General features: G+C 62.5%; 15 protein-coding genes, 1 tRNA gene and 2 pseudogenes. 8 read left to right on the forward strand and 10 right to left on the reverse strand.

From position 1 onward, the window contains the following. Positions 1-61: 61 nt before the first annotated feature. Both LZK81_RS16505 and gltB read right to left on the reverse strand, forming a co-directional pair. Positions 62-1516 (reverse strand): glutamate synthase subunit beta, encoded by a 1455-nt coding sequence (locus tag LZK81_RS16505; RefSeq protein ID WP_233953952.1) that lies wholly within the window; start codon positions 1514-1516, stop codon positions 62-64. A gap of 65 nt (positions 1517-1581) precedes the next feature. After that, complete coding sequence (gltB, locus tag LZK81_RS16510; protein ID WP_418936506.1) at positions 1582-6282, reverse strand: glutamate synthase large subunit; 4701 nt, start codon at positions 6280-6282, stop codon at positions 1582-1584. A 499-nt stretch (positions 6283-6781) separates the two neighbouring features. Between gltB and LZK81_RS16515 the strand changes: the two genes are divergently transcribed. Continuing rightward, positions 6782-7834, forward strand: coding sequence for a threonine aldolase family protein (locus LZK81_RS16515; protein ID WP_233953953.1), 1053 nt, complete (start codon positions 6782-6784; stop codon positions 7832-7834). Positions 7835-8070: 236 nt separating this feature from the next. On the opposite strand, the gene LZK81_RS16520 is transcribed toward LZK81_RS16515, so the two are convergent. Further along, positions 8071-8925 carry a LysR family transcriptional regulator gene (locus LZK81_RS16520; protein ID WP_233953954.1) on the reverse strand — a complete coding sequence of 285 codons (855 nt, stop codon included), beginning with the start codon at positions 8923-8925 and terminating at the stop codon, positions 8071-8073. Positions 8926-9013: 88 nt separating this feature from the next. On the opposite strand from LZK81_RS16520, the gene LZK81_RS16525 reads away from it, so the two are divergent. The 3 genes from LZK81_RS16525 (at position 9014) to LZK81_RS16535 (ending at position 10747) form a co-directional block, all read left to right on the forward strand. Further along, the gene (locus LZK81_RS16525) at positions 9014-10015 is read left to right on the forward strand and encodes a bile acid:sodium symporter family protein (RefSeq protein ID WP_233953955.1); all 1002 of its coding nucleotides are present in this window, start codon (positions 9014-9016) and stop codon (positions 10013-10015) included. Positions 10016-10098: 83 nt separating this feature from the next. Next, positions 10099-10347, forward strand: coding sequence for a DUF4160 domain-containing protein (locus LZK81_RS16530; protein WP_233953956.1), 249 nt, complete (start codon positions 10099-10101; stop codon positions 10345-10347). Then, positions 10334-10747: a DUF2442 domain-containing protein gene (locus tag LZK81_RS16535; protein ID WP_233953957.1), complete on the forward strand. Its 414-nt coding sequence runs from the start codon at positions 10334-10336 to the stop codon at positions 10745-10747. Before LZK81_RS16530 ends, LZK81_RS16535 begins: the two co-directional genes overlap by 14 nt. A 90-nt stretch (positions 10748-10837) precedes the next feature. Here the strand turns inward: LZK81_RS16535 and LZK81_RS16540 are convergent. Together LZK81_RS16540 and LZK81_RS16545 are read right to left on the reverse strand one after the other, a co-directional pair. Further along, a pseudogene (locus LZK81_RS16540) lies at positions 10838-11319 on the reverse strand (Hsp20 family protein). Positions 11320-11669: 350 nt separating this feature from the next. After that, positions 11670-12053, reverse strand: a complete 384-nt coding sequence (locus LZK81_RS16545) for a YciI family protein (RefSeq protein ID WP_233953958.1) — start codon at positions 12051-12053, stop codon at positions 11670-11672. 250 nt (positions 12054-12303) lie between these two features. Here LZK81_RS16545 and LZK81_RS16550 point away from each other — a divergent pair, with 250 nt between their 5' ends. Continuing rightward, positions 12304-13272: an alpha/beta fold hydrolase gene (locus tag LZK81_RS16550; protein ID WP_233956592.1), complete on the forward strand. Its 969-nt coding sequence runs from the start codon at positions 12304-12306 to the stop codon at positions 13270-13272. 21 nt (positions 13273-13293) lie between these two features. Here LZK81_RS16550 and hisN read toward each other — a convergent pair whose 3' ends face one another. Together hisN and LZK81_RS16560 are read right to left on the reverse strand one after the other, a co-directional pair. Beyond that, positions 13294-14073 (reverse strand): histidinol-phosphatase, encoded by a 780-nt coding sequence (gene hisN / locus LZK81_RS16555; protein ID WP_233953959.1) that lies wholly within the window; start codon positions 14071-14073, stop codon positions 13294-13296. A gap of 350 nt (positions 14074-14423) precedes the next feature. Further along, a pseudogene (locus LZK81_RS16560) lies at positions 14424-15312 on the reverse strand (N-formylglutamate amidohydrolase). A gap of 184 nt (positions 15313-15496) precedes the next feature. Here LZK81_RS16560 and cpdR1 point away from each other — a divergent pair. The 3 genes from cpdR1 (at position 15497) to LZK81_RS16575 (ending at position 16449) form a co-directional block, all read left to right on the forward strand. Next, the gene (cpdR1, locus tag LZK81_RS16565) at positions 15497-15859 is read left to right on the forward strand and encodes a response regulator CpdR1 (protein ID WP_037077221.1); all 363 of its coding nucleotides are present in this window, start codon (positions 15497-15499) and stop codon (positions 15857-15859) included. A 105-nt stretch (positions 15860-15964) separates the two neighbouring features. After that, positions 15965-16039 (forward strand) — tRNA-Val (locus LZK81_RS16570). Between the two features lie 170 nt (positions 16040-16209). Beyond that, positions 16210-16449: a hypothetical protein gene (locus LZK81_RS16575; RefSeq protein WP_046604566.1), complete on the forward strand. Its 240-nt coding sequence runs from the start codon at positions 16210-16212 to the stop codon at positions 16447-16449. A gap of 234 nt (positions 16450-16683) precedes the next feature. Here LZK81_RS16575 and LZK81_RS16580 read toward each other — a convergent pair whose 3' ends face one another. From LZK81_RS16580 to LZK81_RS16590, 3 genes are read right to left on the reverse strand one after another with little or no spacing between them, the layout of a single operon-like run. Beyond that, positions 16684-16857: a DUF1328 domain-containing protein gene (locus LZK81_RS16580; RefSeq protein ID WP_038545141.1), complete on the reverse strand. Its 174-nt coding sequence runs from the start codon at positions 16855-16857 to the stop codon at positions 16684-16686. Between the two features lie 60 nt (positions 16858-16917). Next, positions 16918-17967: an ABC transporter ATP-binding protein gene (locus LZK81_RS16585; RefSeq protein WP_233953960.1), complete on the reverse strand. Its 1050-nt coding sequence runs from the start codon at positions 17965-17967 to the stop codon at positions 16918-16920. Then, positions 17964-19532, reverse strand: a complete 1569-nt coding sequence (locus tag LZK81_RS16590; RefSeq protein ID WP_233953961.1) for an ABC transporter permease — start codon at positions 19530-19532, stop codon at positions 17964-17966. The genes LZK81_RS16585 and LZK81_RS16590 overlap by 4 nt, the downstream gene beginning before the upstream one ends. Positions 19533-19599 lie beyond the last annotated feature (67 nt).

The raw sequence follows: 19599 nt of genomic DNA on the forward strand, positions 1-19599 counted from the left end.
GATTAAAGGAGCTTGCCGCACCGACTCACATCAACCGTCTGCCCAGCGAAATTCCCGCCACTTACCGCGGCAAAACCGAGCTTCCCGTCAGCGCCTCGTCGATCGCCCGGGCCGCCTGGCGGCCTTCGCGGATCGCCCAGACGACCAGCGACTGGCCGCGGCGCACGTCGCCGGCGGTCCAGAACTTGTCGATCGAGGTCCTGTAGTCCTTGTCGTTGGCGACGACATTGGTCGAGCCACGCTTGTCGACATTGAGCGTCAGCTTGCCGTCGAGTTCGTTCAGAACCCCGTCCGTCAGCGGACCGGAGAAGCCGATGGCGATGAAGGCGAGATCGGCCTTGATGATGAAATCCGTGCCGGCGATCGGCTTGCGGCGCTCGTCGACTTCGCAGCAGCGCACGCCGATGAGCTGGCCGTCTTCGCCAACGAACTCGAGCGTCGCCACCTGGAATTCGCGCACCGCACCTTCGGCCTGGCTGGACGAGGTCCGCATCTTGGTGGCCCAGAACGGCCAGACGGCGAGCTTGTCTTCCTTTTCCGGCGGCTGCGGGCGGATGTCGAGCTGGGTCACCTTGACGGCGCCCTGGCGGAAGGCCGTGCCGACGCAGTCCGACGCCGTGTCACCGCCGCCGACGACGACGACATGCTTGGCGCCGGCCAGGATCGGATCGGCCGCCCAGGCGACACTTTCGATGTTCTCGCGGCCGAGGCGGCGGTTCTGCTGCACGAGATAGGGCATCGCGTCATAGACGCCATGCAGCTCGACGCCAGGAATGCCGGCCGGACGCGGGGTTTCCGAACCGCCGCAATAGAGCACCGCATCATGCTCGGCGAGAAGCTTCTCGACGGGAATGTCGACACCGACATTGGCGCCGTAATGGAAGGTGACACCCTCGCCGGTGATCTGCTCGACGCGGCGATCGATGAAGTTCTTCTCCATCTTGAAGTCGGGGATGCCGTAGCGCAGCAAGCCGCCGGCCTTGGACTCGCGCTCATAGACATGCACTTCGTGGCCGGCGCGGCCGAGCTGCTGGGCAGCCGCCATGCCGGCGGGGCCGGAGCCGATGATCGCGACCTTCTTGCCGGTGTGGATGGTCGCCGGCTGCGGCGCGATAAAGCCGAGCTCATAGGCCTTGTCGGCGATCGCCTGCTCGACGGTCTTGATGGCGACCGGCGCATCTTCCAGGTTCAGCGTGCAGGCTTCCTCGCAAGGCGCCGGGCAGACGCGGCCGGTGAATTCCGGGAAGTTGTTGGTGGAATGGAGGTTGCGGATCGCCTCCTCCCACTTGTTGTTGTAGACGAGGTCGTTCCAGTCCGGGATCTGGTTGTGAACCGGACAGCCGGTCGGGCCATGGCAATAGGGAATGCCACAGTCCATGCAGCGCGCCGCCTGCTTGGTGACCTCCGCATCCGACATCGGGATGGTGAATTCGCGGAAATGGCGGATGCGGTCGGAAGCCGGCTGATACTTGCCCACCTGCCGGTCGATCTCCAGGAAACCCGTTACCTTGCCCATGTTTAAACCCTCAATCCGTCCTGCCGCTCTCGCAGCCGGTTAAAACCTAACAATCCTCGCGAAACTTATTCCGCAGCAACACCCATCCGCATACGCTCCATCTCCACCAGCGCACGGCGGTATTCCACCGGCATGACCTTGCGGAATTTCGGCCGGTATTCGCTCCAGCGGTCGAGGATTTCCTTGGCGCGGTTGGAGCCCGTGTAATGCAGGTGGTTGGAGATCAGCTGGTAGAGGCGTTCCTCGTCGTGGCGCGTCATGTCCTCGGAAACGTCGACGCGTCCCTTGTGCATGAGGTCGCCGCCGTGATGGTGCAGCTTTTCCAGCATGTCGTCCTCTTCCGGAACCGGTTCGAGTTCGACCATCGCCATGTTGCAGCGCTTGGCGAAATCGCCGCTCTCGTCGAGCACGTAAGCGACGCCACCGGACATGCCGGCCGCGAAGTTGCGTCCCGTCTCGCCGAGCACGACGACGATGCCGCCGGTCATGTATTCGCAGCCGTGGTCGCCGACGCCTTCGACGACAGCGATCGCACCGGAGTTACGAACGGCAAAGCGCTCGCCGGCAACGCCGCGGAAATAGCACTCGCCGGTGATCGCGCCGTAAAGCACGGTATTGCCGACGATGATCGAGTTCTCGGCAACGATCTTCGAGTTTTCCGGCGGGCGCACGATGATACGGCCGCCAGACAGGCCCTTGCCGACATAGTCGTTGCCGTCGCCGACCAGATCGAAGGTGATGCCATGCGCAAGGAACGCGCCGAATGACTGACCGGCCGTGCCGCGCAGCGTTACATGGATCGTGTCGTCCTTGAGGCCCTTGTGGCGCCAGCGCTTGGCAAGTGCACCCGAGAGCATCGCACCGGCGGAACGGTCGACGTTCCTGATCGGCACTTCGAAGACGACCGGTTCCTTGTTTTCGAGCGCAGCCTGCGACTTCTCGATCAGCTTGCGGTCGAGAATGTCGTCGATCGGGTGCTTCTGGCGTTCAGTCCAGTAGGTCGCTTCCTTCGGAGCCGCCACCTTGTGGAAGATCTTCGAGAAATCGAGACCCTTGGACTTCCAGTGGGCGATCATCTCGTCCTTTTCCAGAAGCTCGACCATGCCGATGATCTCGTCGAAGCGGGTGAAGCCGAGCGAGGCCAGGATTTCGCGCACTTCTTCGGCAACGAAGAAGAAGTAGTTGATGACATGCTCCGGCGTGCCCTTGAAGCGCTTGCGCAGAACCGGGTCCTGGGTGGCGACACCGACCGGACAGGTGTTCAGATGGCACTTGCGCATCATGATGCAGCCGGCGGCGATGACCGGAGCGGTCGCGAAACCGAATTCGTCCGCACCGAGCAACGCACCGATGATGACGTCGCGGCCGGTCTTCAGACCACCGTCGACCTGCAGGGCAATGCGCGAGCGAAGCCCGTTCAGCACCAGCGTCTGCTGGGTTTCGGCGAGGCCGATTTCCCAGGGGCTGCCCGCATGCTTCAGCGAGGTCAGCGGCGAAGCGCCCGTGCCGCCGTCGAAGCCCGCCACCGTGATATGGTCGGCGCGTGCCTTGGCGACACCTGCGGCAACCGTGCCGACGCCCACTTCCGAAACGAGCTTGACGGAAATGTCCGAGGTCGGGTTGACGTTCTTCAGGTCGTAGATCAGCTGCGCCAGGTCTTCGATCGAATAGATGTCATGGTGCGGCGGCGGCGAGATGAGGCCGACGCCCGGCGTCGAGTGACGGGTCTTGGCGACCGTCGCGTCCACCTTGTGGCCGGGCAGCTGGCCGCCTTCGCCGGGCTTCGCACCCTGCGCCACCTTGATCTGCAGCATGTCGGCATTGACCAGGTATTCCGTCGTGACGCCGAAGCGGCCGGACGCGACCTGCTTGATCGCCGAACGCTCCGGGTTCTGGCTGCCGTCCGGCAGCGGCATGTAGCGATCGCTTTCCTCGCCGCCTTCACCGGTGTTCGACTTGCCGCCGATCCGGTTCATGGCGATCGCAAGCGTCGTATGCGCTTCACGGGAAATCGAGCCGAACGACATGGCGCCGGTCGAAAACCGCTTGACGATATCGACCGCCGGCTCCACGTCGTCGATCGACACAGGCTTGCGGCCGATCTCACCTGCCGACTTGATCTTGAACAGGCCGCGGATGGTGTTCATCCGCACCGCCGTCTCGTTCACCATCTCGGCGAATTCGCGGTAGCGCTCCTGGCTGTTGCCGCGTACCGCATGCTGCAGCGTCGCGACCACATCCGGCGTCCAAGCATGGCTCTCGCCGCGCATGCGGTAAGCATATTCGCCGCCGATATCGAGCGTCGTCGCCAGGACCGGGTCCTTGCCGAAGGCCGCATGATGACGGGTGACGGTTTCCTGGGCGATCTCTTCGAGACCGACGCCTTCGATGTTCGAAGCCGTTCCGAAGAAATACTTCTCGACCAGACCCGAAGAGAGGCCGATCGCATCGAAGATCTGGCCACCGCAATAGGACTGGTAGGTCGATATGCCCATCTTGGACATGACCTTGAGAATGCCCTTACCGACCGCCTTGATATAGCGGTAGACGATTTCAGACGCATCGACTTCCTTGGGGAACTCGCCGCGCATGTGCATGTCGGTCAGCGTGTCGAAGGCGAGATAAGGGTTGATCGCCTCGGCGCCGTAACCGGCGAGACAGCAGAAGTGATGGATTTCGCGCGGCTCGCCGGATTCGACCACGAGGCCGACCGAGGTGCGCAACCCCTTGCGGATCAGGTGATGGTGCACGGCGGCCGTCGCCAGCAACGCCGGGATGGCGATGCGGTCCGGGCCGATCTGGCGGTCGGAGAGCACGATGATGTTGTAGCCGCCCTTGACCGCAGCTTCCGCACGTTCGCAGAGACGGTCGAGCATTTCCGGCATGCCTTCGGCGCCACGCTCGATGTCATAGGTGAAATCGAGCGTCTTGGTGTCGAACCGGTCTTCCGTGTGGCCGATCGAGCGGATCTTTTCCAGATCGCCATTGGTCAGGATCGGCTGGCGCACTTCCAGACGTTTGGCGTTTGCGGCACCCTCGTGGTCGAGGATGTTCGGACGCGGGCCGATGAACGACACGAGGCTCATGACCAGTTCCTCGCGGATCGGATCGATCGGCGGGTTGGTGACCTGCGCGAAGTTCTGCTTGAAATAGGTGTAGAGCAGCTTCGACTTTTCAGACATGGCCGAGATCGGCGTATCGGTGCCCATCGAGCCGACGGCTTCCTGGCCCGTCGTCGCCATCGGCGACATCAGGATCTTGGTGTCTTCCGACGTATAACCGAAGGCCTGCTGACGATCGAGCAGCGACACGTCGCGGCGCAGCGCCCGCGGCTCCACCGGCTTCAGGTCTTCGAGGATGAGCTGGGTCTTGTCCAGCCACTTGCCGTAGGGATGCTTGGTCGCAAGCTCGTACTTCAGCTCGTCGTCCGAAACGATCTGGCCCTTTTCCATGTCGATCAGCAGCATCTTGCCCGGCTGCAGGCGCCACTTCTTGATGATGCTCTCTTCCGGCACCGGCAGAACGCCGGATTCCGACGCCATGATGATGCGGTCGTCGTCGGTGACCATGTAGCGGGCCGGACGCAGGCCGTTGCGATCGAGCGTCGCGCCGATCTGGCGGCCGTCGGTGAAGGCAACGGCAGCCGGGCCGTCCCACGGCTCCATCAGGGCAGCGTGGTATTCGTAAAAGGCCTTGCGCTCCGGCGACATCGACTGGTTGCCGGCCCAGGCTTCCGGGATAAGCATCATCACGGCATGCGCCATGGAATAACCGCCGCGCACGAGGAACTCGAGCGCGTTATCGAAACAGGCCGTGTCCGACTGGCCTTCGTAGGAGATCGGCCAGAGCTTGGAAATATCCTCGCCGAACAGCGGCGAGGAGACCGACGCCTGGCGCGCCGCCATCCAGTTGACGTTGCCGCGCAGCGTGTTGATTTCGCCGTTATGGGCGACCATGCGGTAAGGGTGCGCGAGCTTCCAGGACGGGAAGGTGTTGGTCGAGAAGCGCTGGTGCACCAGCGCCACCGCCGTCTCGAACCGCGGGTCGGCCAGGTCCTTGTAATAGGCGCCGACCTGATAGGCCAGGAACATGCCCTTGTAGACGATCGTCGAGGACGACAGCGACACCGGATAGAAGCCCATGTCGACGCCGCCGAATGCGTCATAGATGCGGTTGGAGATCACCTTGCGGATCAGGAACAGCTTGCGCTCGAAATCGTGGTTGGTCGCGGCGTCCTTGCCGGCGCCGATGAAGACCTGAACGTGATGCGGTTCGGTGGCGGCAATATCCGGTGCCTTGGAGAGCGAAGAGTTATCGACCGGCACATCACGGAAGCCGAGGAACTGCTGCCCCTCTTCCGCAATGACGTCCTCGATCACCTTCTTGTAGTGCTCGATCTCATCCGCCTTGCGCGGCATGAAGATGTGACCGACGGCATATTCACCGGCCTTCGGCAGGGTGACACCCTGCGCCGCCATCTCCTCGCGGAAGAAGCGGTCGGGGATCTGCACCAGAATGCCGGCGCCATCGCCCATCAGCGGGTCGGCGCCGACGGCACCGCGATGCGTCAGGTTCTCGAGGATGAACAGGCCGTCCTTGACGATCTGGTGCGACTTCTTGCCCTTCATATGGGCGATGAAGCCGACGCCGCAGGCATCGTGCTCGTTGCGGGGGTTATAGAGACCCTGCGCGGCCGGAATGCCGTTCGCGACAAACGGAATGCGAGTTTTCGTCTCGGCGGACATCGGGGCATCAAGGCCGGACATCTCGGAGATGGTCTTCGTCATCGTCATTCCTCCTGTTGGCCGCCTTCGGCAGCGGGCAAAGTGGCCCTCAAATATCTCTTGGGGATGACAGCCAAGCTCCATCCCGTGCTTCATGCGATGGCGCCGCTCCAGCGTCAGTTGCAGCTTTGCAGCGCAACATAACCCGGATCGGCGTGAGCGTCAGCGGAAAAGACGCGCCAATTATCGCTTCATTTCCCGGAATTAGGACAGCACTTCTGTCCTAATTTTCAAAATTTATGCCATAGAAGTTAACCGGCGACAAGAGCGGTTGCTAAAAATCTCCCGCTTTTGGCGACAGAAGATTACGCCAAATGCCGTAGATGTCGAAATTTAATTACGTTCGGGCGGGTTTTAAAGCGTGCTACTTGCTGACCTAACCGTTTTGGCCTTTCGGCCGCCCTCGCCGATTGATTACCGGTTCAAAAAGATTAATCTCCGCACGCCTTCCAAGACAAAGCTTCCAGGGTGATTTTTCAAAATGTTTTTCGCTTCCGACAACTGGGCCGGCGCCCATCCGTCCATCAATGAACGCCTCTCCAAGGAGTCGACCCGGTTTGCCGCCGCCTATGGCAACAGCGACCTCGACAAGGCGGTCGAGGCCCGTTTCAACGAGATCTTCGAACGGGACGTCTCCGTCTATTTCGTCTCCACCGGCACGGCCGCAAATTCGCTGTCGCTCGCCAGCATCGCCCGGATCGGCGGCGTCACCTTCTCCCATTCGGAAGCGCATGTAATCGAGGATGAATGCGGCGCGCCCGACTTCTTTTCCGGCATGCGCATGGTTCCGGTCGAAGGCGAAGACGGCAAGATGGATCCGGCCAGACTGGCAGCCCGGATCGCCGGCTTCCCGCAGGATTCGCTCCATCACGGCCGCGCCGCAGCCGTCACCGTGACCCAGGCGACCGAAACCGGCACCATCTATACGCTCGACGAGATCGACGCGATCACCGCGATCGCCAAGGCGAACGGCCTGCCGGTGCATATGGACGGCGCCCGTTTCGCCAATGCCCTGGTCTCCCTCGACGTATCGCCCGCCGAAATGACCTGGAAGCGCGGCATCGACATCCTCTCCTTCGGCGGCACCAAGAACGGCTGCTGGTGTGCGGAAGCGATCGTCTTCTTCAATCCGGAGCTGGCCAGGGACTTCGCCTTCATCCGCAAGCGCGCCGCCCAGCTCTTCTCGAAGACCCGCTTCATCTCGGCCCAGTTCGATGCCTATCTGCAGGACGGCCTCTGGCTCAACATGGCAAGCCACGCCAACAGCATGGCCGACCGCCTGCGCGCCGGGATCGGCTCGCTGAACAGCACACGGCTTGCCTGGGACACGACCTCCAACGAGGTTTTCGCCGTGCTCAACAAGGCATCGGCCGAGGCAGCCGAAGCCAAGGGCGCGAAATTCTACGGCTGGCCGGTGCCGACCAACATGCCGGAGCCAGTGAAGGACGACGAAACCCTGATCCGCCTCGTGACCTCGTTCGCCACCACCGAAGAGGATATCGACCAGTTCCTGTCGATCTGCAAAGCGGGCTGAACGACGCCGCGTTTCGATCTCCCAATTGGGGCAGCGCTATCGCTTAGGGGACGTGAGGCGGTGCGGCATCCCTAACCCTCCCCCTTGTGGGGAGGGTGGCCGGCAGGCGGGAGGGGTTTTAACTGGAGCAAAGTCCCCTCCCCAACCCCTCCCCACAAGGGGGAGGGGCTCCACGCGCCGCCTCACGTCCCATTTACCACGCCTGCCCAACGAGCCAGGCGCCTCTCTCGCGACCGTCACGCTTGATGTTGTGGCGCGATCTGCGCCACGATCAGGCTCGACAGCGCCTCCATGAGCGCGGCATCGGCGCCGCAACGCGGAATCAGCACAAATTCCACGTCTTCCAGCACCGGCAGCCGGTCTCCAGGGATCTCCTTGAGCCCCGCCGGCGCCATGCTGCGCGGCTGGACGAGCACGCCCATACCGGCCCGCGCCGCCGCCGTCAGCCCGCTCAGGCTGCCGCAGGTGCAGACGATCCGCCAGGCCATCTTTTCCCGGTCGAGCGCCTCCTGGGCCACGCGCCTGGTAATGCTCGGCGGCGGAAAGGCGATCAGCGGCAACGCATCGCCGCGCAGCGCCACATCCGGGTCGCGCGCCAGCCAGACCAACGGTTCGCGATAAAGCAGCCGACCGTGCGTCTCGCCGATATGCCGCTTGGCGAGCACCAGATCCAGATCGCCAAGGTCCTGCATCTGGTAGAGCACCGCCGAGAGCGCCACGGTCAATTCCAGATCGACCAGCGGATAAAGCCGGATGAAATCTTCGAGGATCGAGGTCAGCCGGCTCGCCACCACGTCTTCCGAAACCCCGAGCCGCAGCCGCCCGCGCAACCGGCTCTCCCCGAACAGCGAGGCCACCTTGCCGTTCATGTCCAGCATGCCCCGCGCATAACCGAGCAATGCCTCGCCCTCCGCCGTCAGCTTCACCTGATGCGTATCGCGAAACACCAATTGGCGGCCGAGCGATTTTTCGAGCCGCTGGATATGCTGGGTGACGGTCGACTGGCCGATTCCCAGCCGGGTTGCAGCTTCCGTGAAACTGCCTGTCTGCTGCAGCATGACGAAACTGTTCAGGTGGTGAAGGTTCAGCATGGCTATCCGTTACCGTGATAACTGTTAGTGTTTGCATTCTGCTTCATGATAAGGGAGGGGTAAATCCTCAAATCCGAGGAATCCGCCCATGAGCCGTTTTCTGCCGGACCGCTTCACGGTCCTTCTCGTCTGCACCGTCATTCTCGCCTCGGCCCTGCCGATCCACGGCGTCTATGCCGACTGGTTCAACGTCGCCACCGACATCGCCATTGGCCTGTTGTTCTTCCTGCATGGCGCGCGCCTGTCGCGCGATGTCGTGGTGGCGGGCATCCTGCACTGGCGCCTGCACCTGACGATCCTGCTGACGACATTCGCGATCTTCCCGATCCTCGGGTTGATGATCGGCTTCATCCCGGACGACATCCTGGCCGCGCCGCTCTATGCCGGCATCCTTTTCCTCTGCGTGCTGCCCTCGACCGTGCAGTCGTCGATCGCCTTCACCTCGATCGCCGGCGGCAACGTGCCGGCGGCCATCTGCGCCGCTTCCGGCTCCAACATCTTCGGCATGTTCCTGACGCCGCTGCTGGCCGGCATCCTGCTCTCGACCACCGGTGACGCCGGTTTCTCCTGGGATGCGCTCGAAAGCATCCTGCTGCAGCTTCTCGCCCCCTTCGTTCTCGGCCAGATCCTGCAGCCCTGGATCGGCAACTGGATTCGCTCGAAGAAGAAGATGCTCGCGCCCGTCGACCGTGGCTCGATCCTGATGGTCGTCTATCTCGCCTTTTCGGAAGCGGTGATGGAAGGCCTGTGGCACACCTTTTCGGTGCTCGATATCGGCGTCGTCATCCTGGTCGACATGGCGCTGCTGGCAGTGGTGCTCTGCATCACCATGTTCGGCAGCCGCGCGCTCGGCTTCAACAAGGAAGACGAGATCACCATCACCTTCTGCGGATCGAAAAAGTCGCTGGCAAGCGGTGTGCCGATGGCCAACGCCATCTTCGCCGGCCAGTCCTCCTCGATCGGCGCCATCGTCCTGCCGCTGATGCTCTTCCACCAGATCCAGCTGATGGCCTGCGCCGTCATCGCCCAGAAATATGCAAACCGCCTGAAGGCGAAGAAGGATGCCGTCGCGGCCCCGGCTGCGGCCTGAGGCCCGGCATTACTCACCGTTTCCCGATGAGAGATTGAAACCCAGGCACTTTCCAAAGCGCTTGGGTTTTATTATATTAAACCATGCCGACCGTTCTACGTTTCGCTGGCCTACGCGTGGTGATCTATCCGAACGATCATCGTCCCGCGCATGTCCATGTCAAGGGAGCTGGCGGAGAAGCGGTCTTCATCCTGAATTGCCCCGGTGGACCACTGGAGTTGCGGGAGAGCTACGGTTTCAAGCTCGCTGAACTCCGCCGTATCGAGGAAACCCTCGCAGAAGAAATAGCCGCCCTTTGTGCGGCATGGAGTGCCCATCATGGCGATTTCTGAACAGGAACTGAGAGCAGCCGAGGAACGCATGCAGGTTCAGCGGGAGGCGGGGTATGCCGTCTCTGCCCGTTACGATCGACGCTCGTCCCGCATCGTCATCGGTCTCAACACCGATGTCCAGGTGGCAATCCCGGCAAGGAAGATCGAAGGGCTTTCCGAAGCTTCAGAGGGAGAGCTCTCCGAGATCGAGATCAGCGCTACGGGCCTTGGCCTTCACTGGCCGAAACTCGACGCCGACGTGTACGTCCCCGGCCTCCTCCAGGGCATATTCGGCTCGAAACGCTGGATGGCTGCTCAGCTGGGTGCCGCCGGAGGCAAGGTCCGCTCGGCGACCAAAACGGCAGCAGCCCGGGAAAATGGCCGCAAAGGCGGACGTCCGCGGAAGATCGCCGCAAATTAATCCCCACAAAAACCAAAAACGGCCCTTCCCCCAAGAGGAAGGGCCGCATTGGGCTTGCTCGAATATATCGGCCGGTAACCCGGCAGCGGGTTAGTTGACCTGCTGCGGGGTTACCTGAGCCTCGATCGTCTTCGGAGCGACTGCGTCTGCGGCAATCGCGATGCGACGGGGCTTCATGGCTTCCGGAATATTCCGGAGAAGGTCGATATGGAGCAGGCCGTTCTTCAGCGAAGCGGACTGCACTTCGACATGATCGGCGAGCTGGAAGCGGCGCTCGAAGGCGCGCTTGGCGATGCCGCGATAGAGATATTCGCTCTGGTCGGCGGCGGTTTCGTCCTCGCTCTTTTCACCCTTCACGGTCAGCACGTTCGCATGGGCTTCGAGGCTCAGTTCCTTTTCGTCGAAACCGGCGACAGCCATGGTGATGCGATAGGTGTTATCGCCGGTCCGCTCGATATTGTAGGGCGGATAGCTCGGGGTCTGGTCGGTCGGACCACGATTGTCGAGCAGGTTGAAAAGGCGGTCGAAGCCGACGGTGGAGCGGTAAAGGGGGTAAAATCGACGTGACGCATGGAGTCCTCCTTGGGAAGCGACGTTGCGGTTAAGTTAAGCGCCCGCATCCCGTAATGGCGATGTCGGTCGCGTTGAGCGGACCCTTTGTGGCGCCCGCAGAGTTCAGATGGGGATTGGTTTTCGCGGCTTCAAGGCCCCGGGTCGCGGCGCGGTTCCACCCGTGAACCTGACATGAACAGCCCGTTTCGGGCCGGTTCAGGATCGTTTTGATAGAAGTGACAGTGGAAGGCAGACTGTCTCTCTCGACCGAAGCTCCATTCGTCCCTTCGCTTCGGTCATCAATTGCCGGAATCGCTTAGGGTATCCCTAGACCCGCGATTCCGGCTTCTTTTTCCTGCTGAAAACTCCTTTAGTCCTCGGCCCGCGTCTCCAGCGGCGCGCCCGGCAGATAGAGCAGGATCGGCCTGATTTCGTAGACCGCCGTCGGATTGGCCCGGCGCAGATCCCGTGCCGCCGCAATGGCTCCATCGATCGTCGGAAAATCCACCACGTAGAGGCCGAGCAGCTGCTCCTTGGTCTCGGCAAACGGACCGTCGATGACCATGCCCTCGCTCTTGCCCCGCAATGTCACGGCCTGCTCCGTCGGCCCGAGTCGAGCGGCAGGTCCCAGGGATTTCTGCGCAACCAGACGGTCATTGACCTCCAGCAGCTCGGTCATCAGCGCCTGATCCTCCTCCTCGGTCCAGGATTGCACCACTCCCTCCTGATGGTAGGCAAGGATTGCGTAATACATGACTTGTCTCCCTCTTATACCTCGACTGACGCCAACCAACCTCCTCGCACACTCCCGTGCTCCCGCGGGCCGACGGACATCCAGAAATCTGCGAATGCGGTCGAATACACATGTTAGACCGGCAGCGTGCAAGCCCTCCGATTTCTTCGATATCGTCTGGCACGCCATCGGCTGCCGCCAGTCGCGCTTTTTCCTTGACGTCCCGCCGCCGCTGGCTGACCCTGCCGGCATGAGCGAAGCGGCAGATTCCATCGACGACATTCTCCACCCGACGCCCGGCAATCCGGCTCCGATCAATTGCACGGCCGGCTATTTTACCGGCCATCGAGGCACCCGGTTACGCTACGGCCTGTTCCGCTCCGGGATGTCGCCGGCGATCGGCACCATCGTGCTCATGCAGGGCCGCAATGAGTGCATCGAGAAATATTTCGAGACGATCCGGGACCTGAACGCCATGGGCCTATGGGTCGCGACCTTCGACCTGCGCGGCCAGGGCGGCTCGCAGCGGCTGACGAAAAATCCGCGCAAGGGCCATGTCCGCCGCTTTTCCGATTACGAGCGGGATCTCGAAATTTTCCTCGAACATATCGTCCTGCCGGATGCCCGCCTGCCCTTCTTCCTGGTTGCCCACTCGACCGGCGCCCTGATCGCGCTCTCGGCTGCCCCGCGGCTTTCGAACCGCATCAACCGGATGGCGATTGCAGCTCCCTATATCGCGCTCTCGGGTCAGGGCGTGCCGGAAGGGCTGATCCGTTCGCTCGCCGGGCTGGCAAGCTGGACCGGCTTCGGCGGCATCTCGATGGGCACCGACCGGAGCAACCGCCCCTTCGAAGACAACCCGCTGACCTCGGACCCGAAGCGTTTTGCCCGCAACGTCGAGATCGGCGCCGCCCATCCGGAGCTGACGATTGGCCCGCCGACGGCGCGCTGGCTGCACGAGACATTCAAGGCGGCGCGGCGGGTGTCTTCCCAGTCGCATCTGACCCGAATAACCATCCCGACCCTGATCCTCGCTCCCGTCCTCGACGCCATCGTCCCCTATGCGGCGCAGGAGGAACTGTCGCGCAATTTCCGTGCCGGTCAGCTGATCACCATCAACGGCGCGCGCCACGAACTGTTTCACGACAGGGATATCTACCGCGCCCAGGGGCTGGCGGCGATCGAGGCCTTCATGCCCGGCCAGGATGGCGGTTTCGGGCTTTCCGAAACCGCCGCGTGATCCTTCGATCCGCTCGGTGACCTATTTGCCGGAAAGCAGCTTCATGGCTTCCGCATGCACGGCCTTGCTGCCCGCCGCAAGAATATTGCCGCCGTTTTCCGGGCGCCCGCCGTCCCAGGTGGTGATGATGCCGCCCGCCTGCTCGATGATCGGAATCAGCGCACCCACGTCGTAGGGCTTCAGGTTGTTCTCGACGACGAGGTCGATATGGCCGGAGGCGAGCAGCACATAGGCGTAGCAATCGCAGCCGTAACGGAACAGCCGCACCTTCTCCTCGACCGAACGGTATTTCGCCAGATCGTCGACGCCGAAGATATGCGGCGAGGTGGTGAACAGGGTGGCGTCGGCAAGGCTGCCGCAGTCGCGCACCGAAATCTGCTGCCTCTCGCCGTCCGGGCCGGAATACCAGGCGTTGCTGCCGTCGGCAAAATAACGCTCGCCGATGAAAGGCTGGTCCATCAGCCCCATGGCGGCGCGGCCGTTCGACTGGAAGCCGATCAGCGTGCCCCAGACCGGCAGGCCGGAAATGAAGGCGCGCGTACCGTCGATCGGATCGATCACCCAGACATGCTCGCGGTCGAGGCCGACATTCCCATGCTCCTCGCCGAGAATGCCGTGTTCGGGAAAGCGTTCGGTGATCAGCGCCCGGATCGCCGTCTCGGCGGCGCGGTCGCCCTCGGTCACCGGGTCGAACCCGCCCTGCTCCTTGTTGACAACCGAAAGGCCGGTTCGGAAGCGTGGCAGGGTCTCGGCCTTGGCGGCGGCTGCAAGCGCATCGAAGAAGTCGCGATCAGGAAGCATGGAGAGATCCGCTGAGGAAGAGGTGATCTCTTCTAGGATACTCGCCTGAAACTGAAAACCGGTTTCGCGTGATCATGCGCAGAAAATCAAAAAACAATCGACCGGCGCCGAAAAACTCATCAAATCGCCCAAAAATGGCGCATATTTAATCACTTGAAAAAGATGCTTGACATTTGTGCAGCGCACTCGTAGCTTCAATGCACAGTCTTTGACTGTAAATACCCTCCTTGGGTGTTTCCTCCCTAGACTTAGCCGCGCCCACAAGCGCGGTTTTTTTTGTCCGCGATCGAGCCGGCGAGCCCGCCTACCCGCGGGCGATAGACCAAACCTGTGGAAAACTTTAAGGGAAGCTATTCGGCTGCGAGCGCGCTGTCGCCGCCTGCGAAGTCGACGACGAAGTCCGCCATCTGTCGCATGAAGGTCGAAAGGGTGGCTGCTATCACCGGGAATTCCGGCCGTCTGGCAAGCGTCATCTCGTCCACGTAGAGCGCGCGGTTGATCTCGATCTGCAGCGCATGCAGGCCGCGCACCGGCCGTCCGTAATGTTCGGTGATGAAGCCGCCGGCATAGGGCTTGTTGCGCACCGCCGAAAAACCCATGCCTTCGAGGAACTGCATAGCCGCCCGAGAGAGCTCGGCAGACGCGCTCGTGCCGTAGCGGTCGCCGATGATGAAGTCGGGCCGCACGTCCGAACCGGAGAGCCGGATATTGCCCGGCATCGAATGGCAGTCGATCAGGATGGCGAGCCCGAAGCGGGCATGAGTGCGGGCGATCAGCTTGCGAAGGCAGGCGTGGTAAGGCTTGTAGATCGTTTCGATGCGGGACATCGCCTCGTCGACCGGCAGCCGGCGGCGGTAGATTTCCATGTTTTCGGCGACGATCCGCGGAATCGTGCCCAGCCCGCCTGCGACCCGCATCGAGCCGATATTGACGAAAGGCGGCAAAGGCCCGTCGAACATGCGCGGATCGAGCTCGTAAGGCTCGCGGTTGACGTCGAGATAGGCGCGCGGGAAATGGGCCAGAAGCAGCGGCGCACCGAGTTCCGGCGCATCGGCGAAAAGCTCGTCGACATAGTGGTCTGCGGAGCGGCGGATGGCGAGCGAGATCGAGGCCGCTCTCGGCGAGAAATTCAGGCGGGTAGAAGCTGCCGCTGTGAGGCGAATTGAAGACGAAGGGGATAGTCTGCGTGGCGGGCTCCCTCACTTCGAAATGTTCAAAATCACCTGCGTTGCAATCCATCCTGCCTTTACCATGTCACGAACTTGTTCAGGAACTCATGTTGCCAGTTGCCCGAGGCGAAGTCCATACTATCTATACCCTACCAAATCCTCTTACACCCTCATTAAACGGATGTTTACCGCGCGTAGGCAGTGTAAGAGATACCGACAACTCTAAAAATTTGCATTGGATAACGGTCCTGGAGATGATTCAGAAAATCCTTCTCGCCGAAGACGATAACGACATGCGTCGTTTCCTGGTGAAGGCGCTTGAAAAGGCGGGTTACAAGGTCGCGTCCTTCGACAACGGCGCGAGCGCCTATGACCGCCTGCGCGAAGAGCCCTTCTCGCTGCTCCTGACCGACATCGTCATGCCGGAAATGGACGGGATCGAGCTTGCCCGCCGGGCGACCGAACTCGACCCGGACCTGAAGGTGATGTTCATCACCGGCTTTGCGGCCGTGGCGCTGAACTCCGATTCCAAGGCTCCGAAGGACGCCAAGGTCCTGTCGAAGCCCTTCCACCTGCGCGATCTGGTGGACGAAGTGAACAAGCTTCTGGCTGCCTGAGGGCCCAAAAGCCCTGATCTGCAAGGCCTTCAAAAAACCTTCGCATTTCATGGCAAAAACCTGTTGACGGCCCGACCAGTCTATGGTCTATGCGCCGCCACGGATGGGCGTGTAGCTCAGCGGGAGAGCACTACGTTGACATCGTAGGGGTCACAGGTTCAATCCCTGTCACGCCCACCATCCAGTTCAAAACGTTAAGAAATCCGCTTCGGCGGATTTCTTCGTTTCTGATCCTTCCCTTATTCTGTCCGTTCCAAAACGGCGCACTTGCGCCCGAAATCCTTCACCAGCCTTGCTGGCGATTTGGTCATCTGCGCCTGTTATGGTGTTACGACATCAAGGAGGTGTAGATGGCGCAGTTCAAGAATTCGGAGCATCTCGTCCAGACGAAAGCACCCGCCTTCGAGAAGGATTGGATGCCGGGGCAGAAGGTGCCGAATGCCGGCATCTACCGGTGCAGGACCTGCGGCGACGAAATCGTCGTGCACAAGGACGCGGCCATCCCGCAGATCCACCACGAGCATACGGTCCTTGGACCGGTAATCTGGAAGATGCTCGTATTCGCCCAGAAACATCCGTCGCGCGCCTGACCTCCGCATCTGCGCAGAACAGTTACTGCCGTTTCGAGACCGGTCTCTTTTTTTCGCCGAGCGTACCGAATCGGCCCAAACCCGCCTCGTAACACGACATCGAATATGCCAAATGCGACCCACCGCGTCATTGATGCGGATTTTCCCCAATTTGCCCCGCCCGACCTTCGGCGGGGCTTTTTTGTTTCAGCGGCACGATTCCTCGCGCTTGACGCCCCGGGGACGTCAGGGGAATCAGAGAATCGCGTTGCCGGCCGCAAAGGCGAGCACGACGAAAATCAGGAAAACGACAAGGAAGATGAAGAACAGGATTTTCGCGATCCCTGCCGTCGCGGCGGAAATACCCGAAAAGCCGAGGAAACCGGAAATCAGCGAGATGACCAGAAAGATGAGAGCCCATTTCAGCATGGAATTGTTTCCTTCACGTTGGTGGTCCGACAACGCGAAGAAATGTTCCCGGGTTCCCAATTAGCGCAGGACGTGGGCGGCTCCGGCCACGCCGATCGTCACCCGGTCGCCGACGACAAGCGTCTCGCGGCTCGGAATGTCGAGCCGGAAGGAGAAGCCTTGCGGATCGCCGCCAAGCCTGATCCGGACATCCGAGGTCGGGCCACAGAAATTCATCTCGGCGATCGTCCCGGAAGCCCCCTCGCCGCCATTGTGGCCGCCGGCCTGCGTAACCGTGACCTGTTCCGGCCGCAGCATGATCTGGGCCTTGCCGCGATAGGCGTCATCGTCGACCGGCAGCACGCCCAGTGGGCTTTCTGCCTGTCCGTCGGCAATATCCGCCGGCATCACGATCGCCTCGCCGAGGAAGGCCGCCGTCGCCGCGTCGACGGGCCTGGAATAGACCTCGCGCGGAGAACCCACCTGCGCGAATTTTCCCGCCCGCATCACCGCCACCTGGTCGGCGAAGGCAAGCGCCTCGCCCTGGTCGTGGGTCACCAGAAGCGTGGTGATGCCGGCGGCGGTCAGCACGTCGGTCACCGCCTTGCGGGTCGCGGCCCTGAGGCCCGTATCCAGCGCCGAGAAGGGCTCATCGAGCAGCATCAGCCTCGGCTTGCGGGCGAGCGCCCTCGCAAGCGCCACGCGCTGCTGCTGTCCGCCTGAGAGCTGGTCCGGCTTGCGGGAGAGCATGGCCGCGTCGAGCCCGACCATGTCCATCAACTGGGCGATGCGGGCATTCTTGACCGAGGCCTCCGCCTCCAGCCCGAAACCGATATTCTGCCGGATCGTCAGGTGCGGAAACAGGCAGCCGTCCTGCGCCACGATGCCGATGCCGCGCTTGTGCGCCGGCACCTGGGAGCGACCGTCGGCAAGCTGCCGGCCGGCGAACACGATGCGGCCCTCATCCGGCGCGTCGAAGCCGGCAACCAGGCGCAGAAGCGTGGTCTTGCCGCAGCCGGAAGGCCCGACGATCGCCGTGCGGCTGCCGGCTGTCACCGACAGGTCGATGCCGTCGAGGGCTGCCACGGAACCATACTGTTTGCGCAGGGAGGTCAGGGTAAGAAACGTCATCGCCCAGCGATCTTTTTCGATTGATGGTGGAGAAGAAAGGTGAGCGGCAGCGAGAAGGCAACCATCAGCACCGCATAGGGAGCCGCACCGGCATAGTCTATCTCGCCGGTCAGCGCCCAGAAGGCCATGGCGAGCGTGCGGGTGCCGTTCGGCGCCAGCATCTGGGTGGCGGTGAGCTCGTTCATGATGCCGAGCGAAGAGAGCGCGACGCCGGCCGCTGCCCCCGGCGCCGCAAGCCGGATCGTCGTCGCGAGCAGCGCGTTGCCCGGCGACCGCCCGAGGCTCGCGGCAGCCTGTTCGATCTCGACCGGCACCTGCGCAATGCTGGCCCGCAGGCTCACCAGCGCCCGCGGCAGAAACATCACCACATAGGCGAGCACGATGGTGGCAACGCTCTGGTAGAGCGGCAGCATGGCCCGCACGGTGATGGTGACGAGCGCCAGCGCCACGACGACGCCCGGCATCGAGCTAGCGAGGTAATAGCAGCCTTCGAGGAACCGGCTGGCGCGGGTCGGCCGGCGCACGGAGAGCCAGGCGATCGGCACGGCGGCGGCGGTCGTCGCGATCCCGCCGACCAGGCAGATGACCAGCGTCTGCCACAGCGCCAGCCCCACCTCGTCGATCCGCCAGACACCGGCCCCACCGGCGATCAGCCAGCGACCGAGCGTCAGCACCGGAACGCCGAGCGCAAAGGCAGCGGTCGCAGCCGGCAGAAGGAGAGCGACGTATTTCCATCGGCCGAGCCGGGCGATCTTCGGCCGGCGGGCGACCCCGGATCCAAGCCGCGCATAGCGGCTGCGGCCGCGCAGGCTCGCTTCGAGGCCGAGCAGCACGAAACAGCAGAGCACCAGTACCAGGGCCAGCATATAGGCGGCGACACCGTTATAGGTCGACTGGAACTGGTCGAGGATGGCGGTGGTGAACGTGTCGAAGCGGATCATCGCAAACAGACCGTATTCGGCCAGCAGATGCAGGCCGATCAGCAGCGCGCCGCCGCAGAGGGCAAGCCTAAGCTGCGGCAGCACGACGCGCCGGAAGACGGCAAACGGTGCCAGTCCCAGCGAGGCCGCCTGATCTTCCAGCGCCGGGTCGAGCAGCCGGAAGGCGGCCGAAAGCGGAAGGTAGAGAAACGGAAAATAGGCGACGACCGAGATCGCCACGCCGGCGGGAAGGCCGTTGAAACCGGGCCACATCCCGATCCAGGCATAGGAGTGCACGAAGGCGGGCACGGCAAGCGGCGTGACGCAGAGCCAGGACCAGAACCGCGCGCCCGGCAGGTCGCTGCGTTCCGTCAGCCAGGCGAGCGCGACGCCGAGCACGGCGCAGATGGGGATGGTAAAGACGACGAGCAGGACCGTATTGGCCAGCAGATCGCCGACCCGCGAGCGGAAGATCAGCTGCGAGGCCATCTCCCAACCTGTCACGACCGCTGCCCATAACACAAAGCCGAGCGGCAGGAGCGCCAGCAAGGCCACCGCGACCGCAATCGTCAGCGTCCAGGACGACGCCGCCGGCAGGCGGTGTCGCGGCGCGATGGAGATCCTGGTATCTGTGGTGGAAGTCATTGCCGGTCCGAAAATACGAGACATCGCAGGTACGCCCTGCGATGTCTCCATGCAACTGTTATCGGCC

It is taken from the genome of Neorhizobium galegae (genome assembly GCF_021391675.1).
Lineage (GTDB): Bacteria > Pseudomonadota > Alphaproteobacteria > Rhizobiales > Rhizobiaceae > Neorhizobium > Neorhizobium galegae_B.